Origin of the sequence: Sphingomonas aerolata, assembly GCF_003046295.1 — a bacterium.
GTDB lineage: Bacteria > Pseudomonadota > Alphaproteobacteria > Sphingomonadales > Sphingomonadaceae > Sphingomonas > Sphingomonas aerolata.
The window spans coordinates 883701-899531 of sequence record NZ_PZZN01000002.1 but is presented as its reverse complement, the minus strand read 5'-3'; the positions used below and the strand labels follow the sequence as shown (position 1 = coordinate 899531).

The 15831-nt window shown below is 67.8% G+C and carries 18 protein-coding genes and 1 other RNA gene; 5 read left to right on the top strand and 14 right to left on the bottom strand.

Translation table 11 applies throughout. The features are described from left to right. Positions 1-36 precede the first annotated feature (36 nt). The 4 genes from C8J24_RS11605 to C8J24_RS11590 form a co-directional block, all read right to left on the bottom strand. Complete coding sequence (locus C8J24_RS11605) at positions 37-468, bottom strand: chemotaxis protein CheW (RefSeq protein ID WP_056680424.1); 432 nt, start codon at positions 466-468, stop codon at positions 37-39. Further along, on the bottom strand, positions 468-2822 hold the full coding sequence (locus C8J24_RS11600) for a chemotaxis protein CheA (protein ID WP_107932439.1): 2355 nt from the start codon (positions 2820-2822) through the stop codon (positions 468-470). Before C8J24_RS11600 ends, C8J24_RS11605 begins: the two co-directional genes overlap by 1 nt. 100 nt (positions 2823-2922) lie before the next feature. Next, the gene (locus C8J24_RS11595; RefSeq protein WP_031396355.1) at positions 2923-3567 is read right to left on the bottom strand and encodes a histidine phosphotransferase family protein; all 645 of its coding nucleotides are present in this window, start codon (positions 3565-3567) and stop codon (positions 2923-2925) included. A 104-nt stretch (positions 3568-3671) separates the two neighbouring features. Further along, entirely contained in the window at positions 3672-4064 is a 393-nt protein-coding gene (locus tag C8J24_RS11590) for a M67 family metallopeptidase (RefSeq protein ID WP_107932437.1), read from the bottom strand. Between the two features lie 17 nt (positions 4065-4081). Between C8J24_RS11590 and C8J24_RS11585 the strand changes: the two genes are divergently transcribed. Genes C8J24_RS11585 through mtgA form a run of 4 tightly spaced genes read left to right on the top strand, consistent with a single transcriptional unit; the run spans position 4082 to position 7938 of the window. Then, positions 4082-5029 carry an RluA family pseudouridine synthase gene (locus C8J24_RS11585; protein WP_107932435.1) on the top strand — a complete coding sequence of 316 codons (948 nt, stop codon included), beginning with the start codon at positions 4082-4084 and terminating at the stop codon, positions 5027-5029. A gap of 52 nt (positions 5030-5081) precedes the next feature. Next, the gene (rpoH, locus tag C8J24_RS11580; RefSeq protein WP_031396358.1) at positions 5082-5984 is read left to right on the top strand and encodes an RNA polymerase sigma factor RpoH; all 903 of its coding nucleotides are present in this window, start codon (positions 5082-5084) and stop codon (positions 5982-5984) included. A 4-nt stretch (positions 5985-5988) separates the two neighbouring features. Further along, the gene (locus C8J24_RS11575; RefSeq protein WP_107932433.1) at positions 5989-7257 is read left to right on the top strand and encodes a flavin monoamine oxidase family protein; all 1269 of its coding nucleotides are present in this window, start codon (positions 5989-5991) and stop codon (positions 7255-7257) included. Positions 7258-7266: 9 nt separating this feature from the next. After that, the gene (gene mtgA / locus C8J24_RS11570) at positions 7267-7938 is read left to right on the top strand and encodes a monofunctional biosynthetic peptidoglycan transglycosylase (RefSeq protein WP_107045134.1); all 672 of its coding nucleotides are present in this window, start codon (positions 7267-7269) and stop codon (positions 7936-7938) included. Positions 7939-7965: 27 nt separating this feature from the next. On the opposite strand, the gene C8J24_RS11565 is transcribed toward mtgA, so the two are convergent. The 8 genes from C8J24_RS11565 to C8J24_RS11530 form a co-directional block, all read right to left on the bottom strand. After that, positions 7966-8289 (bottom strand): YbaB/EbfC family nucleoid-associated protein, encoded by a 324-nt coding sequence (locus tag C8J24_RS11565; RefSeq protein WP_031395321.1) that lies wholly within the window; start codon positions 8287-8289, stop codon positions 7966-7968. Further along, on the bottom strand, positions 8286-9989 hold the full coding sequence (locus C8J24_RS11560; protein ID WP_107932855.1) for a DNA polymerase III subunit gamma/tau: 1704 nt from the start codon (positions 9987-9989) through the stop codon (positions 8286-8288). Before C8J24_RS11560 ends, C8J24_RS11565 begins: the two co-directional genes overlap by 4 nt. A 380-nt stretch (positions 9990-10369) precedes the next feature. Next, positions 10370-10463, bottom strand: an RNA gene (ffs, locus tag C8J24_RS11555) — signal recognition particle sRNA small type. A gap of 70 nt (positions 10464-10533) precedes the next feature. Then, the gene (locus C8J24_RS11550; RefSeq protein WP_031441523.1) at positions 10534-10770 is read right to left on the bottom strand and encodes a hypothetical protein; all 237 of its coding nucleotides are present in this window, start codon (positions 10768-10770) and stop codon (positions 10534-10536) included. A gap of 83 nt (positions 10771-10853) precedes the next feature. Next, positions 10854-11204 (bottom strand): hypothetical protein, encoded by a 351-nt coding sequence (locus tag C8J24_RS17715; protein ID WP_052380984.1) that lies wholly within the window; start codon positions 11202-11204, stop codon positions 10854-10856. Between the two features lie 139 nt (positions 11205-11343). Continuing rightward, positions 11344-11649, bottom strand: a complete 306-nt coding sequence (locus tag C8J24_RS11540; RefSeq protein ID WP_031441521.1) for a 2Fe-2S iron-sulfur cluster-binding protein — start codon at positions 11647-11649, stop codon at positions 11344-11346. A gap of 13 nt (positions 11650-11662) precedes the next feature. Then, on the bottom strand, positions 11663-12730 hold the full coding sequence (locus C8J24_RS11535; protein WP_107932430.1) for a cysteine desulfurase family protein: 1068 nt from the start codon (positions 12728-12730) through the stop codon (positions 11663-11665). Beyond that, positions 12727-13692, bottom strand: coding sequence for a cysteine desulfurase family protein (locus C8J24_RS11530; RefSeq protein WP_244180640.1), 966 nt, complete (start codon positions 13690-13692; stop codon positions 12727-12729). Before C8J24_RS11530 ends, C8J24_RS11535 begins: the two co-directional genes overlap by 4 nt. A gap of 144 nt (positions 13693-13836) precedes the next feature. Between C8J24_RS11530 and C8J24_RS11525 the strand changes: the two genes are divergently transcribed. After that, positions 13837-14493 carry an alpha/beta hydrolase gene (locus C8J24_RS11525; RefSeq protein ID WP_031395613.1) on the top strand — a complete coding sequence of 219 codons (657 nt, stop codon included), beginning with the start codon at positions 13837-13839 and terminating at the stop codon, positions 14491-14493. Positions 14494-14595: 102 nt separating this feature from the next. Here C8J24_RS11525 and C8J24_RS11520 read toward each other — a convergent pair whose 3' ends face one another. Both C8J24_RS11520 and C8J24_RS11515 read right to left on the bottom strand, forming a co-directional pair. After that, complete coding sequence (locus tag C8J24_RS11520; RefSeq protein ID WP_056405521.1) at positions 14596-14775, bottom strand: hypothetical protein; 180 nt, start codon at positions 14773-14775, stop codon at positions 14596-14598. Beyond that, positions 14772-15734 (bottom strand): threonine ammonia-lyase, encoded by a 963-nt coding sequence (locus C8J24_RS11515; RefSeq protein WP_107932426.1) that lies wholly within the window; start codon positions 15732-15734, stop codon positions 14772-14774. The genes C8J24_RS11520 and C8J24_RS11515 overlap by 4 nt, the downstream gene beginning before the upstream one ends. Positions 15735-15831: the final 97 nt, after the last annotated feature.

Sequence of the window (15831 nt, the reverse complement as noted above, 5' to 3'; positions counted from 1 at the left end):
AAGCACCGGGTTAAGCGCGCGCGAGTTGGCCGCTGTTCAGGCGACGAGCGCGGGCAAGGACGACGGCACGACTGCGGTCAGGTCTAGCACCAGCATCGGCTCGCCATCGCGATCGACCAGCCCCGACGCCGCCGCCGCCCAGCCGTGGTTGAGCGCCAGTCCCGACGACAGCGGCAGCCGCTCGAACGGCGCGACATCCTCAAGCGAGTCGACCAGGATCGCATAGTCATGCCCGTCGACCTGCGTGATGACTGCCCGCCTGGCAGTTTCGGGCGTCGGCGCGAGCCCCAGCGCGGTGCCGGTGTCGATCACCGTCACGACCCGGCTGCGAAGCGCGGTCAGCCCACGGATCGCCGCCTCCGCCTGCGGCACCGCGACGACATCACCGATATCGACGACCGAGCCGACCTGCTCTGCCGGAATCGCGACGCCGCGCCCGGCGATATGCGCGATCAGAAACAATTCCATCAGCGCGCTCCCCCACTCGTCACGGCGCGAATATACGGTGCTGAATCCTCTTGTTGCGCGCCGGCCTGCGCCGCGACCCGCCGCGCGAGTTCCTCGATCAGCGCCGGACGGTCATAGCGATAGATGCTGTGGTCCTGCGCACCTGTACCCTCCCGATTACGGCGCAGCGTGACGATCGGGGCGGCGACCGCCTCGACCGGCCCATCCTCCATCGCCAGCGCGACCGCAGGCGTCTCGCCCGCGGCGAGGCGTGTCACACACCGATAGCCCGACGCCTCGAGCGCGGGTTTGAGGAACGTCTCCATCCACCCGCTGCTGTCGCTCTGCAACAGGCAGACCGGGCGCGAGGCACGCCGGACCGGCTCGCCCGCGAACAACGCGTGTGGATCGATCAGCTCGACCTGCTCACCGCCGATGATCACGACGCCCGCGATCGGCCCGCCGCCATTAGCCGGCGCCATTTCGGGCGGCAATTCGACGATCTCGATCGCCTCCGCGATCGCATAGGCCATCTCGCTGTCGCCATCGGTCAGACGGAGTACGGCGACCTCTTCCCGGTCGCCGATCGTGCCGACCGAATGCAACGGCACGATCGCCCCGCCGATGGCGAGACGCAGCGCGCCCGCCGTAAAGCTGATCGCCGACGTCGCCACCGGTTCGACCCGGTCGATCACCGCCAGCGCGATCACGCGGCGCTTGCCGTCCAGATCGTCGAACAGCAGCGCCTGTACGCCGGCAACGCTGTCCGCCGCCGCCTCGTCGTGCGCGACCGCGAGGGCGGAAAACCGCAGCCCCGCGACATGCGCGATCCCCGCTCCGTCGAGCAGCAGCATCGGCAGGCCGCTGTCGGGCAGCGTCTGGCCGGCGTAGACGCCGGTCGCCATCACGTGCGGCGAGGCGGGTTTGACGACCAGTTCCTCCGCGTCGAGCACATCGTCGACGCCGAGCGCATAATCGCCTTCGCGGGTCGACACGATCACGAGCGTGCCAGGGTCATGGTCGCCCAGCCCGAACAGCGCGGCCAGCGGGACCAGCGGCATCCGCCGTCCCCTGACCGCGACGGCCGATGCATCTCCGATCGTGTCGATCCGCACCTGCGTTCCACGGACCCTGACGATCTCCTCGATCGACTGCCGCGCCAGCGCAAAACGCTGCGTCCCCACGCTGACGATGATCGTCGACAGGATCGACAGCGTCAGCGGCACGTGAATGACGATCCGAAGCCCGCGGCCGGGCATGTTGCACAGCGCGATGCGCCCGCCGATATGCTCGATATTGGCGCGCACGACATCCATACCGACGCCGCGTCCAGAGACTGTCGTGACCGTGTCGCGGCTCGACAGTCCCGCTTCGAACACGAGATCGAGTTTTGCGTCCTCATCCATCGCGCCGATCTGCGCTTCGGTACGCAGGGCCTGGTCCTTGGCCTTGCTGACGATCCGCGCAACGTCGATGCCACGTCCGTCGTCGCTGATCTCGATGAGGATCTGGTTGCCCGACTGGCGTGCGGACACGACGAGTCGCCCCGTCGCGGGCTTGCCCGCGGCCAGACGGTCGGCCGGCGACTCGATCCCGTGATCGACGGCGTTGCGGATGATATGTGCCAGCGGATCGCGAATCAGCTCGATCAGCTCGCGGTCGAGCTCGACGTCAGAGCCCTCGATCACCAGGTTGACCGCCTTGCCCAGTTCCGCGCTGGTATCGCGGACCATGCGCGGCAGCGCCGAGAACAGCGCATCGATCTTCTGCATCCGGGTCCGCGTCACCGTGTCTCGCATGTCGGCGACGGTCAGCGAGAGCCGTTCGAGCGCAGCATCAACATGCGGATCGCTGACGTTATCTCGCAATCGCCGCGCCAGTTCGTTGCGCGCGAGCACCATGTCGGACATGCCGCTCATCATCCGGTCGAGCAGATCGACGTTCAGACGGACACTGCGGCTGCTGGCCCGCACGGTTGCGACATGCACGGGCACGGCCGCCGGCGTGGCGTCCTCCGCCAGCGCCGTGATCAGCAGTTCCTCGCTTGCATCATCCAGCGCCGCGCCGGCATCGATCGCCTCGACGATCTCGCCGATCCGGTCGACGATCGCGAGCACGGCATTCACCAGCGCGGTGTCGGGCACGCGCTTGTTGTCCCGAACCGCCGCAAGCACGTCTTCAGCGGCATGGCTCAGCCGGGCCAGCCGGGGGATGTCGAGAAACCCGCAGCTGCCCTTCACCGTGTGAACGAAGCGGAAGATTGCGTCGAGCCGCGCGCGATCCGTCGGCGCCGCCTCCCAGGCGACAATCTCGCCCGACAGCGCCTCCAGCGTCTCGCGCGTCTCGGCTATGAATTCCTGTAGAAGATCGTCCATGCGGGCCCCGGAACGCGTGCGTCGGGCCCGTCATGACGAACAGGGGTTAAGGCCGCGTTAGGATCGCTCCTCCCCCACCGCACCACCGTATCCAGCCAAGTTATCGCGCGTTGAACACCGCACCGAAGATCATGACGCCGTCGGACGGTTCAAAGATCTGCATGCTGCCCCCGCTCTCGGCGACGAGCGTGTGCACCATATAAGCGGCGGCCGCGCGCGGCGTTACCGCAGTATCGCCAGGACCGTCGACCAGCGTCCGACGAATTTCGGGGTCCAGGACGAGCCGCGGCCCCTCGACCTTCACGACCACCTCGAGATGGCCGGCATTGTCCTCGCCGCCAATCTCCATCCGGCCGCCACGCACCAGCGATTCGCTGCCGATCAGCACCAAATTGAGCAGGACCTTGATCGCCGCCTTGGGCATCGTTTCCTCGTCCACGAGCCAGGCGAGCTCGATCCGCTTGTTCTCGGCGATCAGCCCTTCAATCGCGGACTTGGCCTCGCGGGTTGCGACCTCCTCGCCAAATCCTCCCGCAGCACCGAAGGCCAGGCGAAAGAATTTCAGCTTGCTCGCCGATGCGCGTGCGCTGTCCGCCAGCAGCTCCATGCACCGCGCACGCATTGCCGGATCGGCTTCGTCTGCCAGCAGTTCGAGCCCGTTGTTGAGCGCGCCGACCGGCGACAGCAGGTCGTGACACAAACGCGAACACAACAGGCTGGCAAAATCGACCGGGCTGACAGTCATGAATATCCTCTCGAAAACATGTGCCGTTCTGACCTCGCCACGATTGGCTGGCAAGCGGCAAGGCGCATCGTTGGCGCTTCGCGCTCTATGCTCGGCGGATCACGTCAAATCAGCACAATGGCAACCTCGGCAAATGCACCGGGGGCGTGAGACCGCCAAGCGCGGGCTTGCCTGCCGCCGATGATCAGCCAGATCGCTCCGTCGCCCATCGCCTGCGCGGCGTCGCGCGGCGACGGCACGGGGTTGCCCGTGGGATGCGAGTGGTAATGACCGATGACCGCTGGGCCGCCGTGGCGCGCGCGACGATGCGCGGCCAGCAGCGCTGCAGGATCGATTTCGAAGCTGCGGGCGGGATGTTCCGCGACGTTCGCGCAAGGCTCTGCCGTTGCGATCGCATCCGGCGCGCCGAACAGCAGTCCGCAAATCTCCCCGTCCTGCGATGCCGCCGCCAGAGCGATAATCCTATCGAGGACGCTGCTTGAAATCGTAACGCTCATCGCCACATCGCTACCGCATGGACCGGGGGGGTGCCACGATTGAAGCGAGAATCGCCGCGGCGGCCGATGGATGGCGTCTCGACCGGGCGCTCGCGGATGCCGTCCCGACGATGTCGCGCGAACGTCTGAAGACGTTGATCGCCGCTGGCGCGGTATCGCAGGCAGGTCAGCCCTGGCGTGATTCGTCGAAAAAGGCGTCAGCCGGTCAGACCTTCGCGATCGCCGTCCCCCCGCCGACGCCGCTGCATAACGAGGCGCAGGACATCCCGCTCGTCATCGCCTATGAAGACGAGCATCTGATCGTCGTTGACAAGCAGGCGGGTCTGGTCGTGCATCCTGCAGCAGGCAATTTCGACGGCACGCTCGTCAACGCGCTGCTTCACCATTGCGCAGGCAATCTGTCGGGGATCGGTGGGGTCGCGCGTCCGGGCATCGTCCACCGGATCGACAAGGATACCTCCGGGTTGATGATCGCCGCGAAGAGCGACCGCGCGCATGAGGGACTGGCCAAGCAGTTCCACGATCACAGCATCGATCGCCGCTACCGCGCGATCGTCGGCGGGATCCCGCGCCCTTCCTCAGGAACCGTCGATGCCCCGCTGGCGCGCAGTCCGCAAAACCGGAAGAAGATCGCGATCGTTCAGGGCGGCAAACGCGCCGTCACGCACTTCACGACGCTGCAACCGCTTCGCGATGCCGCGCTGGTCGAGTGCCGGCTCGAAACGGGTCGCACGCATCAGGTGCGCGTCCACATGGCCTCGATCGGGCACGCCTTGCTCGGCGACCCGGTCTACGGTAGAAACCGGCCCGGTCAGAAGACGCTGCTCGAAACGCTTGGTTTCCGCCGTCAGGCCTTGCACGCCGCGTATCTTGGGTTCATCCATCCTATAAATAGTAACGCTTTGGCGTTCGAAAGCAGGATGCCTGCGGACATGCAGGAACTGTTCAGCGAGCTTCACGTATAGATATCGAACCCTGCCGCAGTGCGGTATGGTTTCGCAGAAAGGGAAGACTACCATGGCAGCCCGCTCCAACGTTCCAGCGACGATACCTGCGCTCGGCAGCGAGGCGGGTCTCAATCGCTATCTCGCTGAGATCAAGAAATTCCCTATCCTGCAACCTGAGCAGGAATATATGCTCGCCAAGCGGTTCCAGGAGCATGGCGACACCGATGCTGCGGCGCAGCTGGTGACGTCGCATCTCCGTCTCGTGGCCAAGATCGCCATGGGCTATCGTGGTTACGGCCTGCCCACCTCCGAGCTGATTTCGGAAGGCAATATCGGCCTGATGCAGGGCGTGAAGAAATTCGAGCCGGAGCGCGGCTTCCGCCTCGCGACTTATGCGATGTGGTGGATCCGCGCGTCGATCCAGGAATATATCCTGCGCAGCTGGTCGCTCGTGAAGATGGGCACCACCGCAGCGCAGAAGAAGCTGTTCTTCAATCTGCGACGGATGAAGAGCCGTCTCGATGCGTTCGAGGATGGTGATCTGCGCCCAGAGCACGTGACGAAGATCGCCACCGATCTCGGTGTCGCCGAGACAGACGTCGTTAGCATGAACCGCCGCATGGCGATGGGCGGTGACACCTCGCTCAACGTGCCGATGCGCGAGGACGGCGAAGGCCAGTGGCAGGATTGGCTGCAGGACGACGCACCGCTCCAGGACAAGATCGTTGCCGACGCACAGGAGGCCGACGTCCGCCACTCGATGCTGGTTTCCGCGATGGACGACCTGAATGATCGCGAGCAGCATATCCTCACCGAACGCCGCCTGACCGACGATCCCAAGACGCTCGAGGAATTGTCGCAGGTCTACGGCGTATCGCGCGAACGCGTCCGCCAGATCGAGGTACGCGCGTTCGAGAAGCTACAAAAGGCGATGATGCGCATCGCCGGCGAAAAGCGCCTGCTCGCCGCCTGACGCCGTGCGCACCGTCGTCATCGGCGGCGGTGCGGCCGGTATTGCGGCGGCGCGGACGCTCCATGACGCCGCGCATGATGTGTTGCTGGTCGAGGCGAGTGACCGTCTTGGTGGTCGGGCGCATAGTCTATCGATAGACGCGTTACTGAGCCGCGAGGGCAGTAAGGCAGAGGCGAATCCTTTCCCTGCGGGGCCTAATGTCGATGCCGGTTGCGGGTGGCTCCACTCTGCGCAGCGCAACCCATGGACCGCGATTGCGGAGCTTTCGGGTTTCAGCGTCGACCGGTCGGACGCGAACTGGCGCACGCAATGGCGTAACCTCAGTTTTTCACCCGAAGAGGAGGCGTCTTCGTCCACTGCCTATCAGGAGTGGAACGCCCGCGCATTGGCGGCAGTCGACGGTCCCGACCGCGCCCTGTCCGAGTTTGTCGGTGCGAATGATCCGTGGCGGCCGAGGATTGACGCGATCTCCGGCTATGCGAATGGCGCGAACCTGTCGCAGGTGTCCCTCCATGACTGGGCCGCGTATGAAAATGCGGCATCGGACGATAATTGGACCGTGAGGCAAGGCTATGGCACGCTGGTCACCAGTCATGCCGCCGGTCTTCCGATCCGCCTCTCCACGCCGGTCACCCGTATCGACCATGGCGGTCGGCGGATCAGGCTCGACACGCCGTCCGGGACGATCGACGCGGATCATGTCATCGTCTGCGTGCCCACCACCGTGCTTGCCCGATCGCAGATCAGGTTCGACCCGCCCTTGCCCAACAAGCATGCCGCCGCCGCCGACCTCCCACTCGGTCTGGCGGACAAGGTGTTCCTGCATGTCGATCGCCCGGAATGGCCGGCAAATGCGCATCTCGTCGGCAACCCCTATGCCGCCTGCACCGCCAGCCACCGCCTGTCGCCGTTCGGTTGGCCGATCATCGAGAGTTTCTTCGGCGGCGATTGCGCGGAGATGCTGGAGGATGGCGACGCCGCGGCGTTCGCGATCGATGAGTTGGTCGCCCTGCTCGGCAGCGACTGGCGCCGCCGCTTCACGCCGTTTGCCGCGACCCGCTGGCGCCACGTACCGTGGATCGGTGGCAGCTACAGTCATGCGCGGATCGGGTGCGTGGGCCAGCGTGCGGTGCTCGCCGAGCCGGTCGACGGCCGGATCTTCTTTGCCGGCGAGGCCTGCCACCGCGAGGATTTCTCTACGGCGCACGGCGCATATGAAACCGGCGTGGCGGCGGCGCGGGCGATCATTGGCGGGGACGCGGTGATCGCATAAGGAGCGGCGATGGGCCTTATCCGCATCCTCGCCAAATTCGCGTTCGTCTTCGTCGTCGTGACGGTCGCCTGGGTCGGCCTGTACCGGTTCGTCCCGCCGCCCTTCACCTTCACGATGATGGGCGACCTGCTGTCCGGGCATACGGTGACGAAGGACTGGATGCCGTTGTCGGAGATGGATCCCGACATGGCGCGCGCCGCGATTGCGGGCGAGGATTCGGGGTTCTGTTCGCACAGCGGCTTCGACTTCAAGGCGATCGCCGGGGCGGCGGCGCGCAATGCGCAGGGCGGGCGGATCCGTGGTGGGTCGACGATCAGCCAGCAGACCGCGAAGAACGCGTTCCTGTTCCAGGGCGGCGGCTATGTCCGCAAGGCGTTCGAGGCGTATTTCACCGTTCTGATCGAGACGCTCTGGCCGAAGCGGCGGATCATGGAGGTGTATCTCAACATCGCCGAGACCGGGATCGGCACCTATGGCGCCAATGCCGGGGCGATCCGGTATTTCAACCATGATGCGTCGCGGCTGTCGGCGACCGAGGCGGGGCGGATCGCGGCGGTATTGCCGCTGCCGAAGAAGCGGGCGGCGATCGCGCCGCGCGGCTTCGTCCGCCGCCACGGCAACACGCTGTCGCGCCGCGTCTCGACGGTCCGCACCCAGGGGCTCGACGGCTGCCTCCGCTAGGAGCCGGCAGCCGCCGCACCCGGCAGATCAGAACGGCAGCTTGAAGCCCGGCGGGAGCTGCAGGCCGCTGGTCATCTTGGACATTTCGGTACCCGACACCGCATCCGCCTTGGCACGGGCATCGTTGAACGCGGCGGTCAGCAGATCCTCGAGCATCTGCTTCTCGCCGACCTGCATCAGCGAATCGTCGATCGCGATGCCGATGATCCGGCCCTTGGCGGACGCCTTGACCTTGACCAGCCCGCCGCCCGACGCGCCCTCGACCTCGATCGTGTCGAGATTGGCCTGCGCCTTTTCGAGCTCGGTCTGGACGTTCTGCGCCATGGCGAGGATTTCGTCGATATTCTTCATGCGTTGCTCCTTTGACCCGGCCACGATTCGAGCTTGGCGTCGGGAAACGCTGCCACCGCGGCCTTCATGATGGGGGATTCGAGAATGGCCTGCTTCACCGCCTCGTCGGCGGCGTCCTGCGCCTCGCGCAGCGTCGGTTCGCCCGGCGCGTCGACGATCGACACCTTCCAGGCAGTCCGCGTGACCGACTTCAGCAGCGTGCCGAGCTCGGCCAGCGTGTCGGCCGAGACCGGCCGGCTGCCGCTGAGCGCGAATTCGGGCGGCGCATAGGAAACGATCCGCGCGCCGTGACGCAGCCGCGCGGCGATCGCCAATCCGCCCGAATCGTCGAGCAGATCGACCAGAGCCGCGAAGGTCGGCGGCAGGATCGGACCGGTGTCGACGGGTGCCGGCGGAGCGGACGCCCCCGCACCGGCCCAGGGCGGCGCCTCGCCAGAGGACGCCGGAGCCGGCGCGGGCGCCTGTGTCGACGCGGCGGCGGGCGCAGCGGGTGCCGGACTGCCGGCGAGCTGCCGCGCGAGTTCGCCCGGATCGGGCAGCGTCGAGGCGTAGATCGTCCGCAGCAGCGCCATTTCCGCCGCCTCGATCGGCAGGACCGCCTTGGCGACCTCGTCATGGCCCTTGAGGAACAGCTGCCAGAGGCGATGCAGCGCGGGGTAGGACAGGTTGGCTGCCCACTCCTCGCGCGCGGCGCGCTCCTCCGCGGGCTGTGCGGCGTCGGCCGGCGTCCCGACCTTGGTCAGCGTGATGCCGTGGACGGTTTCGAGCAGTGACCGGAGCACCGACAGCGGATCGACGCCATAGTCATATTGCCGCCGCAGCGAGGCGAGCGCCCCTGCCCCGTCACCCGCCAGGATCAGTCCGAGCAGGTCGCGCACCGCGCCGCGGTCGGACAGGCCCAGCATCTGCCGCACCGCGTCCGCGGTGACGCCGCCACCTTCGAGCCCGGCATGCGCGATCGCCTGGTCGAGGATCGACAGGCCGTCGCGCGCGGACCCTTCCGCGGCACGCGCGATCAGCATCAGCGCCTCGGGCTCGGCGACGACGCCTTCCTCGGTCGACACCCAGGCAAAGTGCTTGGCGAGCTGTTCCGCCGAGATGCGGCGCAGGTCGAAGCGCTGGCAGCGCGACAGGACCGTCACCGGCACCTTGTTCACTTCGGTCGTCGCGAACAGGAACTTCACATGCGCGGGCGGTTCCTCCAGCGTCTTCAGAAGCGCGTTGAACGCGTTCTTCGACAGCATGTGGACTTCGTCGATGATGTAGATCTTGAAGCGCGCGGTAACCGCCGAATAGCGCGACGCGTCAATGATCTCGCGGACGTCGTCGACGCCGGTATGGCTGGCGGCGTCCATCTCGATCACGTCGATATGGCGGCCCTCGGCGATCGCGCGGCAGGGTTCGCAGACGCCGCACGGGTCGATCGTCGGACCGCCCTGCCCGTCCGGACCGATACAGTTGAGCGCCTTGGCGATCAGGCGCGCGGTCGACGTCTTGCCGACCCCGCGCACTCCGGTCATCAAAAAGGCATGCGCCAGCCGGTCGCGCTTGATCGCGTTGCCGAGCGTCTGGACCATCGCGTCCTGCCCGATGAGCTCGGAAAAGGTCTGCGGACGATATTTGCGCGCGAGCACACGGTACGCGACATCCGCCTTAGCAGCCGGCTGCGGCGGTTCGCCCAGGTCGAAGGAATCTGACATTGCGGTCGTCATAGCGGCTGTCGGGTCCGGTGTCGAAGGGCATGGCCGGGACCGCGAATGTTGCGAATGTTGAGACGATAGCGCGATTCAACATTGGGCGTCGGGTCGACACTAAGCGTCGTTGCGGTGCAGCCCGAGGTCGGGGTGCGGCCGTTCGGGATGGCGTATCGTGGGCCGGAACTGGGAGCGATCTGGGCCATGGTGCGGCGTACCACAAACGCGGGCAGATTTACAGCGAAATGGAACGTTTCGGGAACGTCTTTGTGAAAGCTGTTTGGGATCAGGGGTTTGGTAGCGAGGTAGAGGCGCCACGGCGACGCCGTGTCGTCAGTCGGCGCTGTGCGCCGCTGGCCGCGCTCACATTTGCTTACAAATGTTCGCGGTGGGAGCCGGGACGACCCGGGGCGAAATCGTTGTGGCTGCTTCCTTCCGGATCTGACCAAGTTGGCGACGACCCCGTCCGCCCGACTCCCGCTGCGCATATGGCGGGGTCGGACGGGATGATCAAGCCGCTTTACGGCCTGACCCGGGGGAAGGCCCGTTCTTAGCGGTTGACGCGAACCGTGCGGCAGACGCGCTGGCGATGATGGTTGCGGACCACGTTGCGGCAGACCTGACGCGTGCGCGTACGATGACGGACGCCAGGGCGGTTGTCGTTGTGACGGACGACGGTCCGCTCATGGACGACGGTGCGCTGTGCGGATGCCTCGGCGGCAAAGCCGACGGGCGCGAGGCCGGTGAGCGCAACGAGACCGGCGGCGGCGAGGGTAAACAACTTCATGGAAAGTCTCCTGAGCGGTCTGGATTCGCGTGAATCCCATAACCTATGTTAGCAAACTCGCTCCGCCTCATTACGGTTCCGTATCAACGACGGAAACAGCGGCGAACCGGGCCGTAATAGCCGCGCTGGATCCGGCACACGACGCGCGAGCGGCCATAGCCACGCGGCCCGCCATAGCCGTAATGCGCGCGATAGCCGCCGTGGTGCCCGCGATAGCCGCCGCGATATCCATCCCGGTACCCGCCCCGGTAGCCGCCCCGGTAACCGCCATCCCGATAGCCGTCATAGCGATGGCGCGGGCCATGCCAGCCGCGGTCATGATGCCCGCCGCCGCGCGGCCCGTCCCAGCCGTAACGCTGTGCGTCCGCGGGGGCCGCTGCGACCAGGGTACCGGCGGCCAGGGCGCCAGCGGCGAAGAAAGCGATGATCCTCATGAGAGCTACTCCACTCGAGCCCCGGGCAGCGGGGCTGTATCAATGCCCCGTATACTGGGGCGGTGGAGGCTTGATCGCCGAACCGCCGTGGCTCGACGCTGAACCGGCCGTTGTCATTCTGTAAGGTTCGCTTGGTCGGTCAGCCGGGGATGCGCACCGTCAGTCCGTCGAGCGCCTCGGTCAGGCGGATCTGGCAGGCGAGCCGGCTGGTCCGGGTCGCGCCGGGGGCGAGATCGAGCATGTCCTCCTCGTCCGCGCTCGCCGGCGGCAACCGGGCGACATCGGCGGCGTCGACGATGACATGGCAGGTCGCGCAGGCAAGCTGGCCCTCGCACGTGCCCTCGAGCGGCTGGCCGTCCGCCTGCGCGGCGTCGAGCAGCCGGTCGCCGGGGGTGGCGGCGACGCTGCGCATGCTGCCGTCGCGGGCGATGAAGTGGACGATCATGGGAAGCGGACGATCATGGCCATTGCCCTTCCGCCGCGGCCGCGATCGGGTCGATCGCGTCGGCGAGCTCTGTTTCGGTGGTGTAGCGGCCGAAGCCGAGGCGGATGCTCGACCGCGCCTGGGTCTCGCTCAGCCCGATCGCGCGGAGCACATGGCTCGACCGCCCCGACCCGCTCGCACAGGCGGAGCCCGCGGAAAAGGCGATGTCGCGCAGGTCGGACATCAGCCGGTTCACATCGAGCCCCTCGCGGCGAATGTTGAGATTGCCGTGATAGCGCGGATCGGTGGCGCCGTTGATCGTCCAGCCGGGGCCGAGCCGGTCGCGGGCGAGCGCCCAGAGGCGCTCGACATGCGCGGCGTCCTGATCCTTGCGGTCGGCCATTAGCTGCGCGGCGACGCCGAAGCCGGCGCATAGTGCGGGCGACAGCGTGCCCGAACGGCCGGGTGCCTCCTGCCCGCCGCCGTGCAGCAGCGGGGCGAGCGTGACGCCGTCGCGGATCCACAGTGCGCCGATGCCCTTGGGGCCGTGAATCTTATGCGCGGAGATCGCGATCAGGTCGACGGTGTCGGGGATCGCGACCCGGCCATAGCCTTGCACCGCGTCGCAGAGCAGCAGCGCGCCGGCGGCGTGGGCGGCGTCGGCGAGCGCGGCGATCGGCTGGATCACGCCGATCTCGTTGTTGACGAGCATCGCGGCGACGAGGCCTGCGCGGGAGGGGACGCTGTCGACGATCCCGTCTGCGCCGGCGGGGAGGATCGTGACGTCGCGGCCGCGCGCCGCTTCCGCCGCGGCGGTGTCGAGGACGGCGGCGTGTTCGGTGGCGAGCGTCGTGATCGGGCCGGTCGTGCCCTTGATCGCCCAGTTGAGCGCCTCGGTCGCGCCGCTGGTGAAGGCGACGCCACCGCCGGGGGGAAGCAGCGCCGCGACCTGATCGCGCGCCAGTTCGACCGCGGCTTTCGCGCGGCGGCCTTCGCGGTGGGGCGAATGCGGGTTGGCGTGCTGCGATTCGAGCCAGGGGAGCATCGCGGCCAGCGCCTCGGGCGCGAGCGGTGTGGTCGCCTGATAGTCGAGATAGCTCATGCCGCCGCCCTGATGTCGCGGGCGATGCGCGTCCAGGCCTCGGCGAAGCGCGCGACGTCGTCGGCGGTGGTGGTCCAGCCGAAGCTGACGCGGACGACCTGCGCGGCGGCGTCGGCGGGATAGCCCATCGCGGCGAGGACATGGCTCGGCCGCATGCTGCCCGACGAACAGGCGCTGCCCGCCGAGACCGCGAACCCGGCCATGTCGAGGCGGATAAGCTGCGCCGCCGCGCCGACGCCGGGCATGCGGTAGGAGGCGATGGTCGGGATGCGGGGGCTGGCCTGCGCGACGATCTCGCCGCCATGTGCGAGGATCGCGGCGTCGAGTTCGGCGCGCAAGTCGGCGAGCGGCGCGAACCAGTCGCGCGGGGCCTCGAGTGCGGCGGCGAAGCCGAGCGCGCCGGGGAGATTCTCGGTCCCGCCGCGATAGCCGCGCTCCTGCCCACCGGTCGGATCGAGCAGGCCGAGGTCGCGGACGAGCAGCGCGCCGATCCCGGGCGGGCCACCGAGCTTGTGCGCGGAGACGATGATCATGTCCGCGGGCGGGAGCGGGAGCTTGCCGGCGGTCTGCGCGCAGTCGGCGATGCGCGGGGTGGCGGTCGCGGGCTGGAGGACGCCGGTTTCGCTGTTGGCGGACTGGAGCGCGGTCCAGTCCCGCCCTTCGGTCCTGACGATGCCGCCCGCATCGACATCCAGCATGACCGGGCGGTCCGCGGCGCGAAGGACCGCGTCATGCTCGACCGCCGCCACGCCGATGCCCGGCCGGCCGCGCAGCGCGAGGCTTGCGGATTCGCTCGCACCGCTGGTCAGGATCACGTGGTGCGGCCAGTCGAGCGCCTGCGCGATCCGGCGCCGCGCATCCTCCAGCGCCGCCCGTGCCGCGCGCCCCTCGGCATGCGGCGAGGACGGGTTCGCCCAGCGCGCCATGCCCTCCATCACCGCCGCGACCGCCTCCGGACGCATCGGCGTCGTGGCGGCGTGATCAAGGTAGATGCGGGGTTCGTTACGGGACAGGGTCGGTTCCAATTGCGAAAAGGGGTGCATTACCTATATAGCGCGCATCGTCCGGCACTCCACCCGAGTGCGTATCCCAGCTCGCGAGTGCCCATGCCAGAAGTCATTTTTCCCGGTCCCGAAGGCCGTCTCGAAGGTCGTTTTGCGCCGGGTCCGCGCCCGCGCGCGCCCGTTGCGATGATCCTCCACCCGCACCCGTCTGCGGGCGGCACGATGAACAACGCGATCGTGCAGCAGCTCTACAAGACCTTCCAGCGGCGCGGCTTTGCGACGCTGCGGTTCAACTTCCGCGGGGTCGGCAAGAGCCAGGGCGTGTTCGACAACGGCGTCGGCGAGCTTTCCGATGCGGCGAGCGCGCTCGACTGGGTGCAGAGCTTCCATCCCGAGGCGCAGACGACCTGGATCGCGGGCGTCAGCTTCGGTGCGTGGATCGGCATGCAGCTGCTGATGCGCCGACCCGAAATCCGCGGCTTCATCTCGATCGCGCCGCCGGCGAACCTCTACGACTTCACGTTCCTGGCCCCCTGCCCGTCGAGCGGGATCATCATCCAGGGCGAGGGCGACGAGGTCGCGACGCCGGGGGCGACGCAGAAGCTGGTCGACAAGCTGCGCACGCAGAAGCACATCACGATCCATCACGACACGATCCCGAAGGCGAACCACTTCTTCGAGCATGAGATGCCCGAGCTGATGGGGTCGGTGGACAAGTATCTCGACATGCGGCTGGATCCGAATTCGCCGATCCGGTGACGGATGAGGGGGTGCCTGGGGCGAGCGTTGCTCTCCCCGGCGTGCCCTCACCCTCCCACCGCTGCGCGGCGGGCCCCTCCCTCTCCCCCGGGGGGAGAGGGTTTACAGGGTCCAGATTGCTACGTTGGCCAGCAGGACTGCGGCCATCACCAGCATGAGTATGCCCTTGCGGCGGTCGTGGTTCTTCACGATCAGCGTGATGCCGCCGATCAGGCAGGCGAACATGCCGAGCATGGCGATGGCGGGCGCGGCGGCGGCGATGGCGGTCAATGCGGCGGTCATGCTGCCAGCACCGCGGCATAGGCGGCGCGGTCGACATTGCCGCCTGACAGGATGACGAGCAGCCCGGGTTCGGGATGCACCTTGCCCGCCAGCAGCGCCGCGAGCGCGACCGCGCCGCCGGGTTCGATCACCAGCCGCAGCCGCTCCGCCGCCCAGCGCTGCGCCGCCGCGGTCTCCGCCTCGCTGACCGCGGCGCCGGTCGCATCGCGCCGCGACAGCACGTCGAAGGTCAGCGGCGACACGCGCTGCGTCTGGAGCGAATCGCACGCGGTCGGCGGCGGGTTCGGCCCGACCGGCTCGATCCACGACGCTTCGAGCGACCGCCGCATGTCGTCCCACCCCTCGGGTTCGACCACCGTGATCGCCGCGTCCTTGACCGCGAGCGCGACCCCCGCCGCAAGCCCGCCGCCACCACACGGGACGACGATGCGGGACGGCGAACCCAGACCCAGCGCCGCCATCTGGGCGTGCGCCTCGATCCCCGCGCTGCCCTGCCCCTCGATGATCCACGGATCGTCGAAGCTCGGCACCAAAGTCGCGCCGCGCGCCTTGGCGAGGCGTGCGGCGATCGCCTCGCGGCTTTCGGTCGCGCGGTCATAGGCGACGACTTCCGCGCCGAGCGCCAAAGTCGCGTCGCGCTTCGTACGCGGGGCGTCCGACGGCATGACGATCGTCGCGGCGATGCCGAGTCGCCGCGCCGCCCACGCCACGCCCTGCGCGTGATTGCCCGACGAGAAGGCGACGACGCCGCGCGAGCGGGTGGCCTCGGGAATCGCGGTCAGCCGATGCCAGGCGCCGCGAATCTTGAACGCGCCGACCGGTTGCAGCGATTCCGCCTTGAACGCGACCGCTATTCCCCTGATTTCAGCCACGAACAGCGGCGTCGGCGGCAGGATGCGCGCGATCTTCTCTGCCGCGTCACGGACCCCGGCCCGTGTCGGCTGTCGCAAAATCGTCACACGTCGTCTCCTGTGGTGCAGATGCTATTTACATGGGGGGCGTGCGCCCCTAAATCGCGCTTCCGCTGCCCCATGGGACTTCCAACCGCAAGGCAGT

Excerpts from the sequence above, each read along its gene's own strand:
- C8J24_RS11595 (WP_031396355.1), bottom strand. The coding sequence starts at position 3,567 with ATGACTGTCAGCCCGGTCGATTTTGCCAGCCTGTTGTGTTCGCGTTTG.
- C8J24_RS11605 (WP_056680424.1), bottom strand. The coding sequence starts at position 468 with ATGGAATTGTTTCTGATCGCGCATATCGCCGGGCGCGGCGTCGCGATT.
- C8J24_RS11560 (WP_107932855.1), bottom strand. The coding sequence starts at position 9,989 with ATGTCAGATTCCTTCGACCTGGGCGAACCGCCGCAGCCGGCTGCTAAG.
- C8J24_RS11525 (WP_031395613.1), top strand. The coding sequence starts at position 13,837 with ATGCCAGAAGTCATTTTTCCCGGTCCCGAAGGCCGTCTCGAAGGTCGT.
- C8J24_RS11535 (WP_107932430.1), bottom strand. The coding sequence starts at position 12,730 with ATGAGCTATCTCGACTATCAGGCGACCACACCGCTCGCGCCCGAGGCG.
- C8J24_RS11550 (WP_031441523.1), bottom strand. The coding sequence starts at position 10,770 with ATGAAGTTGTTTACCCTCGCCGCCGCCGGTCTCGTTGCGCTCACCGGC.
- C8J24_RS11585 (WP_107932435.1), top strand. The coding sequence starts at position 4,082 with ATGGACCGGGGGGGTGCCACGATTGAAGCGAGAATCGCCGCGGCGGCC.
- C8J24_RS11600 (WP_107932439.1), bottom strand. The coding sequence starts at position 2,822 with ATGGACGATCTTCTACAGGAATTCATAGCCGAGACGCGCGAGACGCTG.
- C8J24_RS11520 (WP_056405521.1), bottom strand. The coding sequence starts at position 14,775 with ATGACCGCCGCATTGACCGCCATCGCCGCCGCCGCGCCCGCCATCGCC.
- C8J24_RS11530 (WP_244180640.1), bottom strand. The coding sequence starts at position 13,692 with ATGCGTCCGGAGGCGGTCGCGGCGGTGATGGAGGGCATGGCGCGCTGG.
- C8J24_RS11590 (WP_107932437.1), bottom strand. The coding sequence starts at position 4,064 with ATGAGCGTTACGATTTCAAGCAGCGTCCTCGATAGGATTATCGCTCTG.
- C8J24_RS17715 (WP_052380984.1), bottom strand. The coding sequence starts at position 11,204 with ATGAGGATCATCGCTTTCTTCGCCGCTGGCGCCCTGGCCGCCGGTACC.
- mtgA (WP_107045134.1), top strand. The coding sequence starts at position 7,267 with ATGGGCCTTATCCGCATCCTCGCCAAATTCGCGTTCGTCTTCGTCGTC.
- C8J24_RS11540 (WP_031441521.1), bottom strand. The coding sequence starts at position 11,649 with ATGATCGTCCACTTCATCGCCCGCGACGGCAGCATGCGCAGCGTCGCC.
- C8J24_RS11565 (WP_031395321.1), bottom strand. The coding sequence starts at position 8,289 with ATGAAGAATATCGACGAAATCCTCGCCATGGCGCAGAACGTCCAGACC.
- rpoH (WP_031396358.1), top strand. The coding sequence starts at position 5,082 with ATGGCAGCCCGCTCCAACGTTCCAGCGACGATACCTGCGCTCGGCAGC.